Here is an 18,788-nt window from a genome sequence, read left to right on the forward strand (position 1 = left end):
AGATTGATATAGAGGGGCGCGTACGCCCCTGCTATTTTTTACTTAATTAAGCAAAGTATTTTTCTAAGTCGTCTGAACCACCGATGTGTTTACCACCAATGAATATTTGTGGAACAGTGTCACGACCAGATACAGCTTTTAGACTTGTTAGTGATGCGCCGGCACCCATAACAATCTCTTCATATGCGAAGCCTTTTTCAGCAAGAAGCTCTTTTGCTTTTTTACAAAAAGGACAGCCAGGTTTAGTAAAGATGCTTACAGGTTCTGGTTTAGCTTGCTTAGGGTTGATGTAATCAAGCATTGTGTCTGCATCAGATACTTCAAACGGGTCACCTGGTAAATCTGGTTCGATGAACATTTTGTCAATCACGCCGTCTTTAACCAGCATAGAGTATCTCCAGCTGCGCTTACCAAAGCCTAGGTCGTTTTTGTCTACTAACATGCCCATGCCGTCAGTAAATTCGCCGTTGCCGTCTGGTAATAAAGTAATGTTTTGCGCTTCTTGATGTTCAGCCCATGCGTTCATTACAAAGGTATCGTTTACTGATAAACATACAATTTCGTCAACGCCATTTTGCTTAAGTACGCCCGCTAATTCGTTGTAACGTGGTAAGTGAGTTGATGAACATGTTGGTGTGAATGCACCAGGTAGTGAAAACACTACAACCGTTTTACCTTTAAAAATTTCATCTGTTGTTACTGATTTCCATTCGTTATTTTGACGAGTTGCAAATGTAACACTTGGGACTGTTTGACCTTCGATATTGTTTAACATAGTTTTTGTTCCTCTTGATTTGTTGATAGCCATTATGGTGAATAATTAAATATAGTTCCAATCGTTTGTTTGTATTAAACTGATAGTTATAAACTATCACGTAGAGCTGAATATGAACTTAAAAGATTTTGAATATGTAAAAGCAATAGCGCAATACAAGCACTTTCGCAAAGCTGCCGATGCATGTTTTGTAAGTCAGCCTACATTAAGTGGCCAAGTAAAAAAACTCGAACATGAGCTTGGCGTTACTTTATTTGACCGCTCAACTAAACAAGTTACGTTAACAGCAAAAGGTGAACGTTTGTTGACGCAAATAGAGATTATTTTAGAACAAACGCAAATACTCAAAGAACTTGCTGCTACTTCTAATGAGCCTCTACAAGGTAAATTAACTATTGGTATTATTCCTACCATTGCGCCTTACTTGTTGCCTGCGTTATTAACATCAATGAAAGCGGCATTTATTGATAGTCAGTTTTCGTTTATTGAGATGCAAACAGCAACAATTTTAGAAGCTTTAAATAATGGCGAACTCGACTTTGCTATTTTAGCCGATGTGCCAGAGCTTATTAATTACCATACGGTTGCTTTATACAAAGAAGATTTTTTAGTGGCGGTATCACAAGATAACGCGCTTTCTAAGCATAAAAAAGTGGCGTTGAACGACCTTCAAGGATGCAGCCTACTAATGTTAAGTGATGGTCATTGCTTTAAAGATCAAGCCCAAAAGTTTTGTTTTTCTGCGGGAGTCGATGTATCTAACCAGTATAAAGGTAATAGTTTAGAAACATTATTAGCGTTAGTGGCCATGGATGACGGTATTACATTTGTACCAAAACTGGCATGTACCGACCGTGTAGGGATTGATTACTTGCCTATATTTCCTAATCAGCAGCGTAATGTGGTGTTTGCATGCAGAAAGCATTATCCGCATTTATCTGGAGTAGAACAATTGGGCGAGTGGTTATCGGCTCACCCTAATTTAAAAGCTAAATTGAGTAAAAAACTCTAAAGATCTTGGCTGATTATTTCTACTACATCGTTAATTTGTACGCCAGGTAGCGGTTTACTGTCAATACTAACGGCTACTGCGGTTTGCTGATAAAGCTGCTCAACGCGAATTTTATTAAGCGTGGTGATGGTGTGCGGCATAACATTACCTGCCGCGTCGGTTAAATAGTTATGGTGTGCAATGCTTAGCATCTGGCCTTTTTTTAACCCATGAGCTTTACCTAAATTAATAACGATTTTGCTATTTTCCATGTGCATTATTTTGCCTTGAGTTGGCAAACACGCCATGGCTGCTTGAATGTCATAACTTACTGCTTGGTTGATATCAGTTATGCTTTGCCCATAAGGCGATTGCCAAAACCTATCACTATTGACGTCAACTATGGTTGTTTTTTCAAATGGCCAAATTGCTTGAGTATGGTAACTATTTTGCCAAAGTTGCTCATAGGTAGTGCCATCAAATAATACAAATTCAATGTTGTAACTGCGCTCATACGCCTCGTCTTGCCAAAATGCATAATCGTTATTGAGTTTGTCGCTCGTTGAAAGGCTCGTTATTTGGCTAAGTAATACATATTGAGCGTTACTGCGCGAAGATATTTCTTCTAATTGGGCATTTGAATAGTCGTGCTGCTGCGAAAAGTACTTATCAACGCTTATTGCATTATTATAGTAAGCAATAGGCACTGCGCTCATTTTTGATTTTTGCAGGGAAGTAAAAATATTTTTGCTAATCGCTTTGCTTACGTCAAATATTTGACCCATTTTGGCGTGTTCACGATGAACAAGTTGGCTTTGTGTAACGGCCACAAACTTATTAAAACTATTTTGTGGACATTGCTCTGTTTGAGAAAAAATATCGAGTCGTAATGTAATCGCAAATTTATTGTCGTATTTATTTTCGCTGACCAGTTCAATTTTTTGAATTTCGCCGTGGCTGCTAATTTTTAGCTGATCTTGCATTAACACGCCATCTACCAAGGTTTGCACCGAGCTAACCCGTGCGCCAGAGAACACTAACGCCTGTGTAATCGCATCTTTTATAGCGGCAGATTTAGCCGCGCTTGTATCACCATTTTGGACGTTCGCATGGCCCGTTGATTCATACCACTGCGCTTTAGTAAAAGGGGAGAAGGTTAATAATGCCGTTGCACTTAACCCTGCAAATGCCAATGATAAAAACGACTTCATACTTTTACTCCAATTAAACGTTAGCTATTAACTAGGTAGAGCAAGGACTGTACCAATGTTATTTGGTAATTATTAGTAATGCTATAAATGGCATTAAACGTGCATATGTACTGCTAATTACTATACAAGGGCTAAATGCTATGCGAGCAATTTCATTACTTATTACACTTGGGTGTTTAACCTTAGGTGGTTGTAGCAGCGTTTTTGATAAGCATGTTGAATATAAATATGTAGAGCCAAATAATTACCCCGTTTTAAAAGCGATAGGGTATGCACCTATTAGCTTGCAAAAAGGCACTAACCTTTCGCAAAAGCAACTTATGGCCATTAAGGCTTCTAAGCTTGAAGCTTACCGCGAGCTTACTGAGCAAGTATATGGGCAAAAGATTACCGCAGGAACAACGGTGGAAGGCTCAATTGCTCAAGACGATTACTTAGAAAGTAAAGTGCAGGGGCTTATTAAAGGTGCACAAATAATTAAAACTTACGCAGTAGATGACACTTACGTGACCGAGCTTGAGCTTAATATGAAGCGTGTGCACGATTTATACATAGGTGAAGTAAAACCACGCGAAGTTAAAAAAGTAACGTACTACTAAAAACGTTTATTAAAAAAGTTATTCAAAATATCTCATCCTCTTATATTGAGTGCTATGCTGTTGTTAGGATTAATTTTAAGCAGATTGCGTAGTGCTCAACAGATGTATTTTATTGCCACTTATATTAACAGTGGCTCTGTAAATGGCGATTAAGCCAAGTCATTTAAATCCTCAATTATTTATATGGTGCAAAGCCAATTTGCGCTACCTATTTCTGTTTTTTGTACTCTCCAGTGGTGTGCTTGCAAGCCGACTAACTATTCAATTTAATACCTTTATAGAGCTCATGGGTCAAAAATACGGGCCTGCGCGAGCGGCGGTTGCACGCAACTGGCAAAGCATGTTGGTGCAAACTCAAAACAAGCCAGAGCAACAACAAATTCTTATTGTTAATGATTTTTTTGCGCGTAATTTACGCTACCAAACAGATATTTTGCTATGGAAACAAAACGATTATTGGGCAACCCCTTTAGAAACATTAGGCAGAGGCCTCGGTGATTGTGAAGATTACGCAATAGCAAAATATATCAGCTTAAGAGCGTTAGGTGTGAGCGACGACAAGTTACGCCTTATTTATGTAAAAGCAAAAATTGCGGGCACTAACAAAACGCAAGCGCATATGGTGTTAGGTTATTTTGCTACACCAAACGCTCAGCCACTTATTTTAGACAGTTTAATAACAAAGGTTTTACCTGCTGCAAAACGTGTAGATTTAAGCCCTGTTTTTAGCTTTAACAGCCAAGGTTTATGGGCTAATAATTCAACCAAAAGTGTAGCCAGCCCAACAGCAAGACTTTCACGCTGGCGTAAAATTTTGGAGCAGACAACCAAAGAAGGAGTTATGTGGTAATGGCATCATTTTCCTTATCTAAGTATCTTAAAAAACGAAAAATAACACTCAGGCAAGAGCTATGGATTGCATTATTAATTGTTATTTTTGTGGGCTTTATAAGTAGTGTTTTAATTAGCACTAATTCGGCTAAAAGTTATTTTTCGACCCAGCTGTACTTAAAAAATGTAGATAATGCCAGTTCACTCGCGTTAATGATCAGCCAATTAGACAAAGACCCCGTTGAGCTTGAATTATTAGTTTCAGCCACATTTGATACCGGTCACTATAAGCGAATAGAACTACAAAACCCTAATGGTGAGGTGATTGTTAAACGCACGTTTACCGATGAACTTAAAGCGACGGCTCCGCAGTGGTTTAGAGCAATGTATGGATTAAATGTACAGCCAGGGGTTGGGCAAGTAAATAATGGTTGGCAGCAGTTTGGTACTTTGTTTATAGAAAGCCATAGTCAATATGCTGAGCAAGCCTTATGGGAAAGTGCGCTTAAACTATTTTTTAGTTTTTTAATTGTCGCTTTTTTTGCTTGTATAGTTAGTGCTTACTTTTTAAGTAGGATTTTAAAACCACTAGATGATGTTGTGTATCAGGCTAATGCATTTGGTGAAAAACGTTTTATTAAATCGAGCGTTCCTCGCACTTTTGAGTTTGCACGATTAGTGCAATCAATGAACCAATTATCTACCCGTTTTAGCCGTATTATTAAAGAAGATAATAAACGTTTAGAAGAGCTTAGATTTAAATCGCAACACGATGAGCTAACTGGTTTAGCAAATAGAGAATACTTTGGTGCAACGCTTGAGGCTCACTTACAAAAATCGAAAGATCATGCCCATGGTGCTTTGTTTTTATTTAGGGTTGTAAACCTCGATCGCGTAAGTGAGGAAGTGGGACGAGTAGAAATGGTTAACTTTCTACGTCGATTTTCACAGATGTTGGTTAGCTTCTTAGAGAGCAACCAAGAACACTTTTCTGAAAATTACATTGCACGTATTTCTCACAGCGATTTTACAGTTTTATTTAGTGATATTGATGATATTCAAGCAATCAGTGAACGTATTTTATTGATGCATCAATCGTTTGTTGAAGAGTATAAAAACGTTAAGCTAGCGATACCTCACAGCTGTACTTATATTCAAAAAGACGACACGCGATTTGATGTATTAAAGCGTGCGGATGAACTTTTAAAATCATCGGGTAAACAATCTGATGTACAAGCAAAAGTAGCTCAAATCAAGCAAGAAAGTGAGCTGTTTGATAATGCAACTAGCTGGAAAAATGCCATAGAAGAGGCACTCAACAATAATAATTTAGAAATAAATACTTACCCAGTAACGAGCTTTACAGGGCCGGTAATGCAAAATCAATTAGGGTTGAGCCTAAAGCTTGGTGGCCAAGTATACCGTGCTAGTTACTACTACCAGTGGGCTAACCGATTAAAGTTATTAGCGCGTTTAGATTGGGGTTTAATTAAGGCGTTGGTGGCTCATTATAGTATTGAGCCACCAAGTGAACTGATTTCGGTTGAATTATCTGCTCAAACGCTACTTGATGATGCTGCACTTGCTTCGATTCTTACGTACCTTTCGGCGTTTCCTGATTTAGCCTCTAAAATTTGTTTTGATATTCGTGAAAGTATTGCCGTTAGCGAAATTAAGATATTTAAAGATTTTTGTGAGCAGGCTCGATGTATGGGCGCTAAGGTAGCATTAAAACGTGTGGGCCCTGAATTTACTAAAATTTATAAAATTCAGGAATTTGGTCTTGAAATGATTAAAATTGATAGCGTTTACGGACACAATATTAGTTACAGCCAAGATAACCAAACATTCTTGCGAGGAGTGTGCACGTTAGCGCATTCTATTGGCATTAAAGTGGTGGCTCAAGGTGTAACAAGCCAAGATGATATAGATACGCTTATTAACTTAGGTTTTGATGGGGTTATTAAAGAGTAAGTAATAGGCATTAACGGTTCGGTTAATGCCCTTTTACAACTAACATTAATTGAATACGGTCGCGAACTTTTAGCTTATTAAATATAGAGCTCATATGCTCTTTAATTGTACGTTCTGTAATATTTAAAGATTCTGCAGCTTGCTTATTAGTTGCACCTGTTACAACAATATCAACTACTTGACGTTCTCGCTTTGTGAGTACATCAAGCTCGCATGTGCTCGCATATTTAAACGGTGTATTTGATAAAGCACCTACTAAGTTAGATAGTAATTGTCCTGGTAACCATATTCCGCCAGTACAAATTGTCTCAAGTACTTGTTCAATAATTACTTTAGTAGCGAGTGCTTCTACATACCCCCTAGCTCCTGCTTCAAGCGCACTTCTTAGTTGATTTATTTCTAGTTCGTTGGTCATAACTATAACCAGTAAACGTTGCTGAGAATACTTTTTAACAAGCTCAAGCCAATTAGGTGTGCCGGCCAAAACCCAAATAATACTTGATGCCGTGACTCTGTGTGGTTCTTTTGTGCATATCAAACAACCAGGAAACGCTGTATGCCAGTGTTTCGACTCAAATTCAGGCTGTGTAATAAAAATACTTTGGCGCATTACTTCTCCATTTATAAAATGTTTTAACGCTCTGTCATTGCTTGCGATGTAGCTCTAAGAACCGGTTTTAAAATATACTCAAGTACGGTTTTTTTACCGGTAATAATATCCACTTGAGTGGTCATTCCCGGAATAATAGTCAGCTCTTTTGAAAAATTATTTTTGGTGGTTTTTAGCTGCACCAAATAAAAGGTATTCTCGCGGTCATCTGTAATTGTATCGGCGCTAATATGTAATACTTCGGCTTCAAGGCCACCATATACGGCAAAGTCGTAGGCACTAAATTTTATCATTGCAGATTGCCCAGGGCGTAAAAATGCAATGTCTTTAGGCGGGATTTTTGCCTCTACTACAAGTTGATCGTCAAGCGGGACAATTTCCATAACATCACTACCTGGCTGTAAAATACCGCCAACAGTATTAACTAATAATCGTTGTACAGTGCCTTTAACAGGAGAACGTATTTCAGTTTGAGTTACTTTATCGGCTAAGCCTGATTCAGTTTCTTTAATTGAATCTAGTCGCAGTAGCGCTTCGGAGAGTTCATTGTTCCAGCGGTTAATCATAACGAGCTCAACTTCGGTTACCTTATTTTTAGCTTCGTTAATGGCCGAAAGACTCCTATTTATAACTGCCTTGGTTCTGTTTATCTCGCCGTTTAAATCAACTATTTGACGCTCTAAACGAATAATATCTATATCTGAAATAGCACCCGTGCGTAACAATGGACGGGTCACTTTAAGCTCCCTGTTTGTTAAGCGTAGCGCACTGGTATGCTGCTCAAGTGCCGCTTTTGCTTCAATATAATCTTGGTGTCGCTGCTCTAGTTGGCGTTTGTGAATACTTACTTGTTGCTCTAATTCTTGGCTGTTACTCAAATAAAGAGAACGTTCATGTTGCACTACTCTAGGCGCATTTTTAATAACAGATTCACTAAATACGAGCTCCTTTTTTTGAGTGAGTGCTCTGAGTCTCGCTACTTTTGCGCTTAACGATTCAACTTTGGATTGGTTTTCTCTAAAGCTAGAAATAAAGCGGGTAGGGTCTATTTTAATGAGCACATCACCCTCATTTACTATTTGCCCCTCTTTTACATTTATTTTTTCGACCATACCACCATCATAAGATTGAATAAGTTGTAATTTATTGGAGGGAATAACACGCCCCTCACCACGAGCAACTTCATCTAAATTAGCAAAGCCAGACCACACAATAAGGCATATAAACGTTAAACAAATTAAATAGAGCAATAACCTAGCGCTTGCTGGCTCCTGTTGCATTTTTTCCCACTGCGCATCGACTACCCAGTCTTGGCTGTTAGGCGGAGAAATCCATCCTTTAAATAGTTTATTAAATATTGATGGCTTGCCTTGTTTTCTTGCTTCTATTGCTCTGCTAACAGATTCAAAGGAGCGCTGTTCAAGTGGTTTTTTATTGTCACTCATGAGGCTTGCTCCACTGTCTTATTATTTAACGCTGCAATTACTTTTTGTTTTGGTCCATCAGCAACTACTTTTCCATTATCTAAAACTATAATTCGGTCAACAAGTTCAAGTAATGATGAGCGGTGAGTCACCACGATTAAGGTTTTATCTTTAGAATAACCCTTTAAATTATTAATAATTTTACTTTCACTATTATGATCTAGTGATGAGGTTGGCTCATCTAGTAATAGTATAGGAGGGTCGTTAATTATGGCTCTTGCCATACCTACAGCTTGGCGCTGCCCACCTGATAATTGACGACCTTGCTCGCCTACTTGTAAATCAAATCCGTCTGGGTGCGAATTAATTAAATCAAATAATTGGCTTCGCTCACAGGCTTCAATAATTTGCTCGTCTTTGGCATGCCAAGCACTCATGGTGAGGTTGTCTTTCAAGGTTCCATAAGACAGAGCAACGGTTTGTGGTAGGTAGCCAATATTATGACGAAGCTCAGCTGGGTCAATTTGATGTATATCATTATTGTCCATCAAAATTGATCCTGAACAGGGGTCGTATAGTCCTAAAATAAGCTTTTCTAATGTACTTTTACCTGAGCCATTACGTCCTAAAATGGCGACTTTTTCACCGGTTTTAATTTTAAAACTAACGCCGTTGAGCGCATTATGAGATTCGTCAGAGTATTTAAAACATACATCTTTAAATTCTATATCGCCTTTCAAAATAGGGTGGCTTAACCAATGCTTACCAGGTGGACGTTCGACCTCTTTTTCCATAATCTCGTTCAGTGATTGCATTGCTATTGCGGCATGATGATATTGTGCTAAAACAGCGGCCGACTGCCCGATTGGGCCCATAGCACGAGACGATAATAGATAGGCTGCAATTAACCCGCCTTGAGTTAGCTCACCTTCAATAACGAGGTGTACGCCTATTATCATTATTATTACGCCTACGCATTGCTGTATCCATGATGCTGTATTTGATATAGAGCTAGAAACGAGTCGGCTATGTGCGTTTACTTGTGCAATGTAAATGGTCGACTTTTCCCATACAGACTGTGTTTTACACTCTGAGTGAAAGCTTTTTACATCTTCAATATTGGTTAAGCTCTCGACTAGTACAGCATTTCGCATTGAGCTTGCTTTCATTGTTTGTTCTGAAAGAGCTTCAAGTTTGCGGTGTGCGGCTATAGCGTAAGCTAATAATATAAGTGCGCCCGCGATAATAGGTAAACTTAGAGGTACGCCAATAATGGCAATAACAATTAAATACAAAACTACGAATGGCAAGTCGACTAATGCGACAAGTGTTATGGAGCTAAAAAAGTTACGTACAGCTTCAAATGATTGAATGTTGCTAGCAAAGGAGCCTGCGGACGATGGGCGGTTTTTTAGTTTCATACCTAATACCCGCTCCATTATTACAGCCGATACTTTGACATCTATTCTGCTGGCAGCAAGCTCTACAAAGTAGCCTCTTACTAAGCGCAAAACAAAGTCAGCAGTGAGTGCTATTAAAATGCCAATGGCAAGTACCCATAAGGTTTCTGTTGCGTGGTTGGGCACTACGCGGTCATATACGTTCATTACAAACAAAGGCATAGCAACCGATAAAAAGCCCAAAGCAACAGCCGAAATAATTACGTCTTTATAAAGTGAGCGGCATTCTTTAATTACTCCCCAAAACCATCCGTCTTTTGATAGTTTTTCAAGTACAGGTGTTCGCTCATCAAATGCAAACTCTGGTTGAGCATAAATAACTAAACCTACACTGTTAGCAGCTAACTCATCAATGCTTTGTTCGATAACTGATTCTGTAAGTTCTGGGTAAATTACACTCACCAACTGTTTATCGTAATCAATAGAATTAATAACACAGGCTTGGTTATCTTTTAAAATTAAGATGGCAGGTAGCAGTGCTGTATTAATTTTTTGTAGTGGCTTATTAACTACTTTTGATTTAAAGCCAATGCGCTTTGCTGCGCGCGAAAAACCTGATGGAGTAAGATTTCCATCAGTTAGAGGAAGTCCATTTAATAGTGCCTCTCTTGAAAACTCTTTACCATGATGACGACATAAAACTGCTAGGCAGTCAACGAGGATGCCACCATGATCAAGTACATCGTTTAATTCCATACACCATCCAATGTTATGTAGAACTGCATAGGATTGTTACTAGTAAACCTAAACTCGACTTAAATATTTCATGCCGAGTTTAGGTTATTTACATAACGTTAATTGACTTAGATATCGGTAATTACAGCTTCGATACGTCGATTCGCAGCATTTGCTCTTACTGATATTTCGTTTACACGTGGTTGATCGATGCCATACCCGAACGATTTAACACGTTTAGGTTCTACATCGAATTGCTTAATCAGAATTTCAGCTACGGCAAACGCACGTTTTTCTGATAGTTTACGGTTATATTTACGGTCTCCATCTAAAGAGGCATGACCTTGTATTTCAACCTGTTTAGTTGGGTTCTCTTTTAAAAAATCTGCAAGCCGACTAATTTCTTGAATATATTGAGACCTTACATCGCTTGAGTCAGCAGAAAAAGGAATACCAATTTCTATATTCGAGGTTGATGCGCTATAAATTGTGCAACCAGATAAATCTACATTTGTACTCAAAGGTGTGCTTGGGCAAGTGTCTTGCTCATTTGGTACGCCGTCACCATCATCATCGGTAAAGCTGCTTGCTGTCGTGTCGGTTTCCAGCGGTATATCTAAGTACCTTGGCATAGCCGTTACACTCATGTATGCATTATCTTGCTTAGCTTTTTTTTGAAGAAATGCCTTGCGGCTAAAAGTGGTTGCTACATCGTAACTCGGACAGATATTTTGTGCGTTATGAACAATAGGGTCGTCAGTTAGCTCTTTTAATGTAGGGTATTTATCTGACATCACGTTAAGTGCTGGCAGTAATTTCCCCATTTCTTTTAGCATAGTTAAAATAGCTGATTGACGGTCGTAAAGCGCCACTATGTATGAACGTGTTGATTGAAATGATTCGTTTTCGGCATCAAGTACGTCTAGTAGAGTTCGTTGGCCTATATCGAATTGATCCTTATATGCAATTTTAACTTTAGTTGATGATTCGCGGTGTTGATCAAGCGCCGGTAACTTTTGCTCTAATATAGTGACGTTGTAATAAGCAATTTGCAGACTCTGACGAATATCAATACAAGACTGATCGCGTTGATACTTTGCAATGTTTATATCCTGATAGGCTTGTTCTAAATTAGCATTATCAAGACCACCATTATATAAATTATAGCTAATATCGATGCCGACTCGCGCTTCTGTTCTGGTTTCATTTTGACCAAGTTCATCTCTATCTTGGCTACCGTAGCGGGCAGATAAATCTACGTTAGGATGAAACGCTGCTTTTTGTGCTTTTGCGTTCGCTTTTTGTGCTTCAATATTATACAAAGAGGCGTAAAATGAAGGGCTATTTTTGTAAGCGACGTCTAGCGCTTGATTAACTGAAATTGGTATATTTTTTTCATCAAGGTCAGCTTGCTTTATATCGTTCATAGGAAGCTCTCCTACAACCCTTAAGTAGCGAGCGCTTACATCATGTAAATTTGAGTACTCCGTTAATACGTTAGATTGTGCTAAAGATAAGCGCCCACTAATTTGTTCTAGATCGGCAGCGCGCGCTACACCAGCTCCTACACTTTGTTCTATTTGTTGATATACAGACTCGTGCTCTTGTAAATTTGCTTCTGCAAGTTGTACTAACTCTTTAAATTTTTGTACGTCGAGCAGGGCTATTGAGGCTTCAAGTGCTGTTTGTTCTGTTTGAGAAATAAGCTCAAAGTACCTAATGAGTTGAATGCGTTTAAAGCGATCAACAGTATTCGAGGTTCTAAAACCGTCGTAAAGCATTTGAGTAACACTTAACTCGGCTGTATTACGGTTATATTCTTCTTCAACACCGTAATTTCTTCTTTCATAGCCCGCGCTTGCTGATACATCAACACTTGGTAAATAACCTGAGCGGGCAGCATCTACTCCATAAATCGAAGATTTAAAAGCATGCCATGCTTCTTGTACTTCAGGATTGTTTTCAATCGCTTTACTTGAGACATAGGTAAGTGGCATTGCTGATTGTTCATTTGCATGCACATAGTTTAGTAGAGTTGCGGCAGTAATCGTTAGTCCGATTAACATAGTCTCTTGATGTTTCTTAAAAGTGTTTTTTGTAATCATTTCTTCCTCTTAGATCCTGTTAAGACCGAAAATGCTCCCTTAAGTATTTAGTAAAGGAATACCATTTTTGCAAGTAATCGTTTTGGTTAGCATAAAAAAAAATTTCTACCACTTTTTTGTTGATTTTTTATTTTTGAATTTTTCTTTTAAACCTGTACTTGAGTACAGTATCTATGTGGCTTTTTTGTCCTACCTTTAACTTATTAGATTGTTATTTTAAAAAGTTTGAGGGTACCAAAATGGAAGCAAATCAACTGGTAGTTATTGATATTCAAGGTTCGGCAGGTGTTGTGCTGGATGATGGGTCAATAAGAGCATTAAATGTTGGTGACACTATCACCGTGGGTGATTTAGTTGTTACTGCTATTAAATCGTCTCTACAAATTGATGTGCAAGGTGAAACCTTATCTATACCCGCCAATCAAAAGGTAAAAATAACACCAGACTTATTAGCGAAAGAAGCCAGAGACTCTAGCGAAACAACTGTTTTTGATGAAAGTTTAGATGAAGCAATTGCAAGCTTAGATTTAGGGGCAGAGCAAGACCCATCAACAGCGGCTAATTCTGATGTAACAGATTTTTTAGATGCGTTAGAAGGTGATGGGGACATTTTAGATAATTTAGAGGCAACAGCCGCTGGTGGGGGTAACGCTGCGGGTGCAGATGGAGGCAGTTCGTTTGTACAGCTAACCCGAATTTCTGAAAGTGTTGACCCTAGTAGTGTTACTTTTGATTCATCTTTTGATCAAGGCGCTACTGAAGCTTTTAACTTAAGAGATACCTCTGATGGTATCGTGCCTGATTCAACTACTGCTTCTATTTCACTTAATGAGCTAGGTATTACTAACTCATCACAACCCACAATCACCGGTACGAGCGAAAACTTAATCGGCGAAACGGTTAATGTAACGGTAACTGATGTTGATGGAAACTCTCAAGTAGTTAGTGTTGTAATTGGCCCTGATGGTACCTTTGAAATAACCCTACCAACACCAATTGCTGATGGCCCTGTAACGGTTGTTGTTGAAGCGACGGATCCTGTTGGTAATCCTATAAACGACACTATTTCAATTGAGGTTGATACAACACCTCCACTTATTGCTATTGATCCTGTTGCCGATTCTGCTTCGCAAACAGTGACAGTGACAGGGACAGTATCTGGTTTGAATACTGGGGATAATGTATCAGTCACGTTAACGGATAGTGCAGGTACGGTACAAACAATAGTTACTCAGGTTGATGCTCAAGGAAATTGGGTAATTACTACCACCTCACCTTTATCTGAAGGGGAGTTTAACGTAAGCGCTGTTGCGATTGATGCAGCTGGAAATCAAGCTATAGACCAAGCTTTAGCGAATGTAGATTTAACTGCTCCGGTAATCACCGTAAATGTAACTGATGAAACAAATAACTCAACACCACCACTTGTTGGAACAACAAATGGTGTTCCTGAGGGCACTCAAGTAACAATTACTGTTACAGATAGTGCAGGACAAATACAAACATTAACTGCAGTTACCCAAGCCGATGGAAGCTGGAGTGTAGAAGTAGGGACTCCTTTACCTGAAGGTGATTTTACTGTTGATGCACAAGTAAGCGACAGTGTAGGAAACTTAGCATTAGCAAGTGATTCAGGAGTAATTGATTTAACGGCGCCTTCGGTACAAATTAATAATATTAACGACACTCAAGACACCACGCCAACGATTACAGGTAACGCGCAAGATGTACCTGCAGGCTCTATTATTAGTGTGGTTATTACCGATTTTGATGGTCAAACTCAAACATTATTAACCCAAACTAACGCTGATGGGGATTGGTCTATCGACGTAACTACGCCATTGGCTGAAGGGCAGTTTGAGGTTGATGCAAGTGTAAGTGATGCTGCAGGTAATCAAGCCCAAGCAAATAACCAAGGTGTTGTTGATTTAACAAACCCTGATATTACCGTTACTGCAATTGCTGATACTAACGATACTACACCAACATTTGTAGGTAGGGTGGAAGACGCTCCTGCGGGCTCTGTTATTACAGTATTAGTAACCGATATTAACGGTAACGTACAAACTTTAACTACTTTATTAAATGAAGATGGCACATGGAGTGTTGATGCTAATGAAATCTTGCCAGGTGGTGAATTTACCGCAACTGCGTCAGTATCAGATGCTGCGGGTAATGAGGCATCTGCGCAAACAAACGGCGAAATAACGTTTGCTCCTATCTCAATTCAAATCGATGCAATTGCTAATACTAACGATACCACTCCATTTTTAAGTGGTAACACCGGTAATGTGCCTGCAGGTACAACCATCACTTTAACTATTACTGCAAGCGATGGCAGCACATTTACATTACTAGCAGTGACGCAAGAAGATGGTTCGTGGTCTGCACAAGTAACAAACCCTCTGCCTGAGGGCGACTTTACTGTAGTTGCAGCGGTTATAGATGACTCGGGCAATGAGGCGCAAGCAAGTGCAGTAGGTAATGTTGATTTAACTGTAAGCATTAATTTTATTATTGATACTAACGATACAACACCAACAATTAGCGGCTCTACCCAAGACGTAGAGCCTGGTGCGGTAGTAACCGTTACATTTACAGGAAGCGATGGCGTAGCAGAAACCGTGCAAGTAGTTACTGGTGCTGACGGAAGCTGGTCAGTTGAGGCAAGTAATGAATTAGTTGAAGGCCAGTTTAGTGTGGTTGCAACTGTAACTGATGCTGCGGGTAATACAGCTTCTGCAAGTGAAACAGGAGAAATTGATTTAACAGATCCTGCAATCACGATTAATCCTATTGAGGATACGAATGATGTAACCCCATCAGTAAGTGGCAACGTAATTGATGTACCAGCAGGAACAGAAGTTACCTTAGTAATAACTGACAGCGAAGGCAATGAACAAACACTCACAACAATTACAAATGCCGATGGTACATATACAGCGGATATTATTGCAGATCTCAGTGAAGGAGATTTCACAGTAACAGCGAGTGTTAGTGATACTGCTGGTAATAGCAGTACTGCAACTGTTACAGGTACGGTTGATTTAACTGCACCAAGTGTAACTATTAACAATATCGCAGATACAAACGATACAACACCTACTCTTACAGGCTCTACCCAAGGATTAGCATCGGGTAGTGAAGTAACTTTAATTGTTACCGATAGTCTAGGAGCAGAGCAACAGTTAGTGACTACTATAAGTGCTGATGGTACTTGGAGTATTGAGATTCCAACTGCTTTAAGTGAGGGGGATTTTACAGTAACAGCTAATGTATCTGATAATGCGGGTAACGCAGCTCAAGATTCACAATTAGGCTCAGTTGATACCACCCCTCCTTTAGTTGCAATAAATGACTTTGCTGATTCAAACGATACAACGCCTACATTTAGCGGAACAACGAGTGATGTAGCACCGGGTAGCCTTGTTAGTGTTTTAGTTACTGATGCAAATGGTGAGTCTCAAACATTGACGGCGGTTGTGTCAGAAGATGGAACTTGGCAAGTAGGTGCAACTCAAGCTGTTGCTGAAGGCGATTTTACAATTACAGCAACAGTAACAGACGCTGCGGGTAATGAAGCAAGCGATACTGTTAGTGGAACAATTGATTTATCAGCTCCAATTATAGCAATTAATACAATCCCAGATAGCGCCGATACTACTCCAACAATTTCAGGTTCTGTACAAAATGTACCAGCCGGAACAACTGTTACGTTAATCGTTACAGATGCTGGTGGTAATACACAAACAATTACAACACAAACGCTAGCTGATGGTAGCTGGACAGCCGATACTACTAATGAGTTAGTTGAAGGTGACTTTAGTGTTAATGCCATCGTGAGTGATGAAGCAGGTAACCAAAGTGAAGCTTCTGCACAGGGAACTATCGATAATACCGCACCAAATATTACGATTGATGCACTGGCGGATAGCAACGATACAACACCAACTATTTCAGGCACCGCAACGGGCGAACCAGAAGGCACGGTTGTTACTATTATAGTTACGGATGAAGCAGGTAACCCACAAACTATTACCACAGAAGTACAAGCCGATGGCACCTTTAGTGTTGATGTACCAAATGAATTAAGTGAAGGTGAATTTACCGTTGAAGTATCGGTTACCGATACAGCAGGTAATGAAACTACCGCAACAACAACAGGCGAAGTTGATACTACCGCGCCAACAGTTATTATTGACCCAGTAGGTGATACTAACGACACCACCCCAACTATTTCAGGCACCGCAACGGGGGAGCCAGAGGGCACGGTTGTTACTATTAAAGTAACTGATGACGCAGGTAACCCACAAATCATTACCACTGAAGTGCAAGCCGATGGCACATTTAGTGTTGATGTACCAAATGAATTAAGTGAAGGTGAGTTTACGGTTGAAGTATCGGTTACCGATACAGCAGGTAATGAAACTACAGCAACAACAACAGGCGAAGTTGATACTGCCGCGCCAACAGTTATTATTGACCCAGTAGGTGATACTAACGACACCACCCCAACTATTTCAGGCACCGCAACGGGGGAGCCAGAGGGCACGGTTGTTACTATTACCGTAACTGATGAAGCAGGTAATCCACAAACTATTACCACAGAAGTACAAGCCGATGGCACCTTTAGTGTTGATGTACCGAACGAATTAAGTGAAGGCGAATTTACTGTTGAAGTATCGGTTACCGATAACGCAGGTAATGAAACCACAGCCACAACAACGGGAGAAGTTGATACCACAGCGCCAATAGTTACTATTAATGCACTAGGCGATACGAGTGATACAACACCGACCATTTCAGGCACGGTTAGCGGGGAGCCTGCTGGTTCAACCATAACTTTAACAGTGACCGATGCAAATGGTGCAGTACAAACAATTTCAGCACAAGTAATTGCAGACGGAAGTTGGACAGTAGAAGTACCTGCGGCTTTAGCTGAAGGAACCTACTCTGTAGATGCAAGTATTAGTGATAGCGCTGGTAATGAAGGCACAGCAAGTGCTTCAGGCACAATTGATACAAGCGCATTGACTATTACCATTGATGTTATTGGCGAAACTAACGATCAAACACCTCAAATAAATGGTGATACTTTTAATGCACAAGTTGGCTCTCAAGTTGAAGTTCAGATCACTGACTCAGCGGGTGGAATAATTACTTTAACTACGGTTGTTGATGAAAACGGACTTTGGAGTGTTACTCCGCCAGCCGATTTGGCTGAAGGCACCATTTTAATTAGTGCGACAGTAACAGACATAGGTGGTGGAAGCGCAAATGCAGAGCTTGATGCTGTAATTGATATTACGCCTCCAACCATACAAGTAAATGAACTAGAAACAAGTAATGATACAACACCGGTTATTTCTGGTAACACAACTGACGTAGTTGCAGGCACAGTTATAAATTTAACGGTTACTGATTCTCAAGGGGTTGTTCGCACATTTAGCACAACAACAGATGCCGATGGTAATTGGAGTGTTGAACTTTCCCAAGAGTTGGCCTCGGGCGATTATTCTGTAGAAGCTGAAGTATCTGATGCTGCAGGAAATAGCGCTTCAGATACTGCTACAGGCATTATAGATACATCAGGACCTAGCTTAACCGTTAACTTTGATACTGTAACTAACGACTCAACACCTACTATTTCAGGCACTAGTGATGCAGACGTTGGTACCAGTATCACAGTTGTTATTACAGATGAAAATGGAGTTGAACAAACACTTAGCACCACAGTAGATGCAAATGGTAACTGGGAAGTAACTCCACAAACAGATTTAAATGAAGGTGATAACACCATCGAAGTGAGTGTATCTGACGAAGCAGGAAATACGACAACAGTTACAGATACAATTACGTTAGACACGCAAGCGCCAATACTCACCATTCAAAACGTAGGCGATGTCAGCGACTTAACACCAGAGCTTCAGGGCACCAGTAATGAAATTGGTGGCACTGTTACACTCACCATCACCGACAGCGCAGGCGCTGTGCAAACCATTGAGACTCTAGTTGGCAGCGATGGCCACTGGAACATTGAGATTCCAGGTGCCCTTGCACAAGGTGACTTTACTGTAAGCGCGAGTATTACCGATGCGGCAGGCAACGAGAGCACAGCAAACAGCAGTGGTAA

The 18,788-nt window shown here is 39.9% G+C and carries 11 protein-coding genes; 5 read left to right on the forward strand and 6 right to left on the reverse strand.

Features of this window, described 5'->3' with window-relative positions; all coding sequences use genetic code 11:
• Positions 1-46: 46 nt before the first annotated feature.
• Complete coding sequence (locus H5122_RS19290) at positions 47-775, reverse strand: glutathione peroxidase (RefSeq protein WP_002961336.1); 729 nt, start codon at positions 773-775, stop codon at positions 47-49.
• Between the two features lie 112 nt (positions 776-887).
• On the opposite strand from H5122_RS19290, the gene H5122_RS19295 reads away from it, so the two are divergent.
• Positions 888-1,787 carry a LysR substrate-binding domain-containing protein gene (locus H5122_RS19295; protein ID WP_182682861.1) on the forward strand — a complete coding sequence of 300 codons (900 nt, stop codon included), beginning with the start codon at positions 888-890 and terminating at the stop codon, positions 1,785-1,787.
• On the opposite strand, the gene H5122_RS19300 is transcribed toward H5122_RS19295, so the two are convergent.
• On the reverse strand, positions 1,784-2,977 hold the full coding sequence (locus H5122_RS19300; RefSeq protein ID WP_182675776.1) for a flagellar assembly protein FlgT: 1,194 nt from the start codon (positions 2,975-2,977) through the stop codon (positions 1,784-1,786). The genes H5122_RS19295 and H5122_RS19300 overlap by 4 nt on opposite strands.
• Before the next feature lie 140 nt (positions 2,978-3,117).
• On the opposite strand from H5122_RS19300, the gene H5122_RS19305 reads away from it, so the two are divergent.
• The 3 genes from H5122_RS19305 to H5122_RS19315 all read left to right on the forward strand — a co-directional run bounded on the left by H5122_RS19305 (position 3,118) and on the right by H5122_RS19315 (position 6,381).
• Entirely contained in the window at positions 3,118-3,576 is a 459-nt protein-coding gene (locus H5122_RS19305; protein ID WP_182675775.1) for an LPP20 family lipoprotein, read from the forward strand.
• A 142-nt stretch (positions 3,577-3,718) separates the two neighbouring features.
• The gene (locus H5122_RS19310) at positions 3,719-4,426 is read left to right on the forward strand and encodes a transglutaminase-like cysteine peptidase (RefSeq protein ID WP_182675774.1); all 708 of its coding nucleotides are present in this window, start codon (positions 3,719-3,721) and stop codon (positions 4,424-4,426) included.
• The gene (locus tag H5122_RS19315; protein ID WP_182682862.1) at positions 4,426-6,381 is read left to right on the forward strand and encodes a LapD/MoxY N-terminal periplasmic domain-containing protein; all 1,956 of its coding nucleotides are present in this window, start codon (positions 4,426-4,428) and stop codon (positions 6,379-6,381) included. The genes H5122_RS19310 and H5122_RS19315 overlap by 1 nt, the downstream gene beginning before the upstream one ends.
• Positions 6,382-6,403: 22 nt before the next feature.
• Here the strand turns inward: H5122_RS19315 and H5122_RS19320 are convergent, their stop codons facing one another.
• The 4 genes from H5122_RS19320 to H5122_RS19335 all read right to left on the reverse strand — a co-directional run bounded on the left by H5122_RS19320 (position 6,404) and on the right by H5122_RS19335 (position 12,655).
• Complete coding sequence (locus H5122_RS19320) at positions 6,404-6,991, reverse strand: response regulator transcription factor (protein ID WP_007583159.1); 588 nt, start codon at positions 6,989-6,991, stop codon at positions 6,404-6,406.
• Positions 6,992-7,014: 23 nt separating this feature from the next.
• Positions 7,015-8,436: an HlyD family type I secretion periplasmic adaptor subunit gene (locus tag H5122_RS19325; RefSeq protein WP_182672500.1), complete on the reverse strand. Its 1,422-nt coding sequence runs from the start codon at positions 8,434-8,436 to the stop codon at positions 7,015-7,017.
• On the reverse strand, positions 8,433-10,571 hold the full coding sequence (locus tag H5122_RS19330; protein WP_182682863.1) for a type I secretion system permease/ATPase: 2,139 nt from the start codon (positions 10,569-10,571) through the stop codon (positions 8,433-8,435). Before H5122_RS19330 ends, H5122_RS19325 begins: the two co-directional genes overlap by 4 nt.
• Before the next feature lie 107 nt (positions 10,572-10,678).
• The gene (locus tag H5122_RS19335) at positions 10,679-12,655 is read right to left on the reverse strand and encodes a TolC family outer membrane protein (RefSeq protein WP_182672498.1); all 1,977 of its coding nucleotides are present in this window, start codon (positions 12,653-12,655) and stop codon (positions 10,679-10,681) included.
• Positions 12,656-12,894: 239 nt separating this feature from the next.
• On the opposite strand from H5122_RS19335, the gene H5122_RS19340 reads away from it, so the two are divergent.
• Positions 12,895-18,788 (forward strand): retention module-containing protein (locus tag H5122_RS19340; RefSeq protein WP_182713007.1); only part of this gene is annotated, 5,894 nt, incomplete at its 3' end.

This window comes from Pseudoalteromonas sp. SG43-8 (genome assembly GCF_014164245.1).
GTDB classification, from domain to species: Bacteria; Pseudomonadota; Gammaproteobacteria; order Enterobacterales; family Alteromonadaceae; genus Pseudoalteromonas; species Pseudoalteromonas distincta.

Bases quoted from the DNA above. Each gene is read 5' to 3' on its own strand.
- H5122_RS19290 (WP_002961336.1), bottom strand. From the start codon at position 775: ATGTTAAACAATATCGAAGGTCAAACAGTCCCAAGTGTTACATTTGCA.
- H5122_RS19295 (WP_182682861.1), top strand. From the start codon at position 888: ATGAACTTAAAAGATTTTGAATATGTAAAAGCAATAGCGCAATACAAG.
- H5122_RS19300 (WP_182675776.1), bottom strand. From the start codon at position 2,977: ATGAAGTCGTTTTTATCATTGGCATTTGCAGGGTTAAGTGCAACGGCA.
- H5122_RS19305 (WP_182675775.1), top strand. From the start codon at position 3,118: ATGCGAGCAATTTCATTACTTATTACACTTGGGTGTTTAACCTTAGGT.
- H5122_RS19310 (WP_182675774.1), top strand. From the start codon at position 3,719: ATGGCGATTAAGCCAAGTCATTTAAATCCTCAATTATTTATATGGTGC.
- H5122_RS19315 (WP_182682862.1), top strand. From the start codon at position 4,426: ATGGCATCATTTTCCTTATCTAAGTATCTTAAAAAACGAAAAATAACA.
- H5122_RS19320 (WP_007583159.1), bottom strand. From the start codon at position 6,991: ATGCGCCAAAGTATTTTTATTACACAGCCTGAATTTGAGTCGAAACAC.
- H5122_RS19325 (WP_182672500.1), bottom strand. From the start codon at position 8,436: ATGAGTGACAATAAAAAACCACTTGAACAGCGCTCCTTTGAATCTGTT.
- H5122_RS19330 (WP_182682863.1), bottom strand. From the start codon at position 10,571: ATGGAATTAAACGATGTACTTGATCATGGTGGCATCCTCGTTGACTGC.
- H5122_RS19335 (WP_182672498.1), bottom strand. From the start codon at position 12,655: ATGATTACAAAAAACACTTTTAAGAAACATCAAGAGACTATGTTAATC.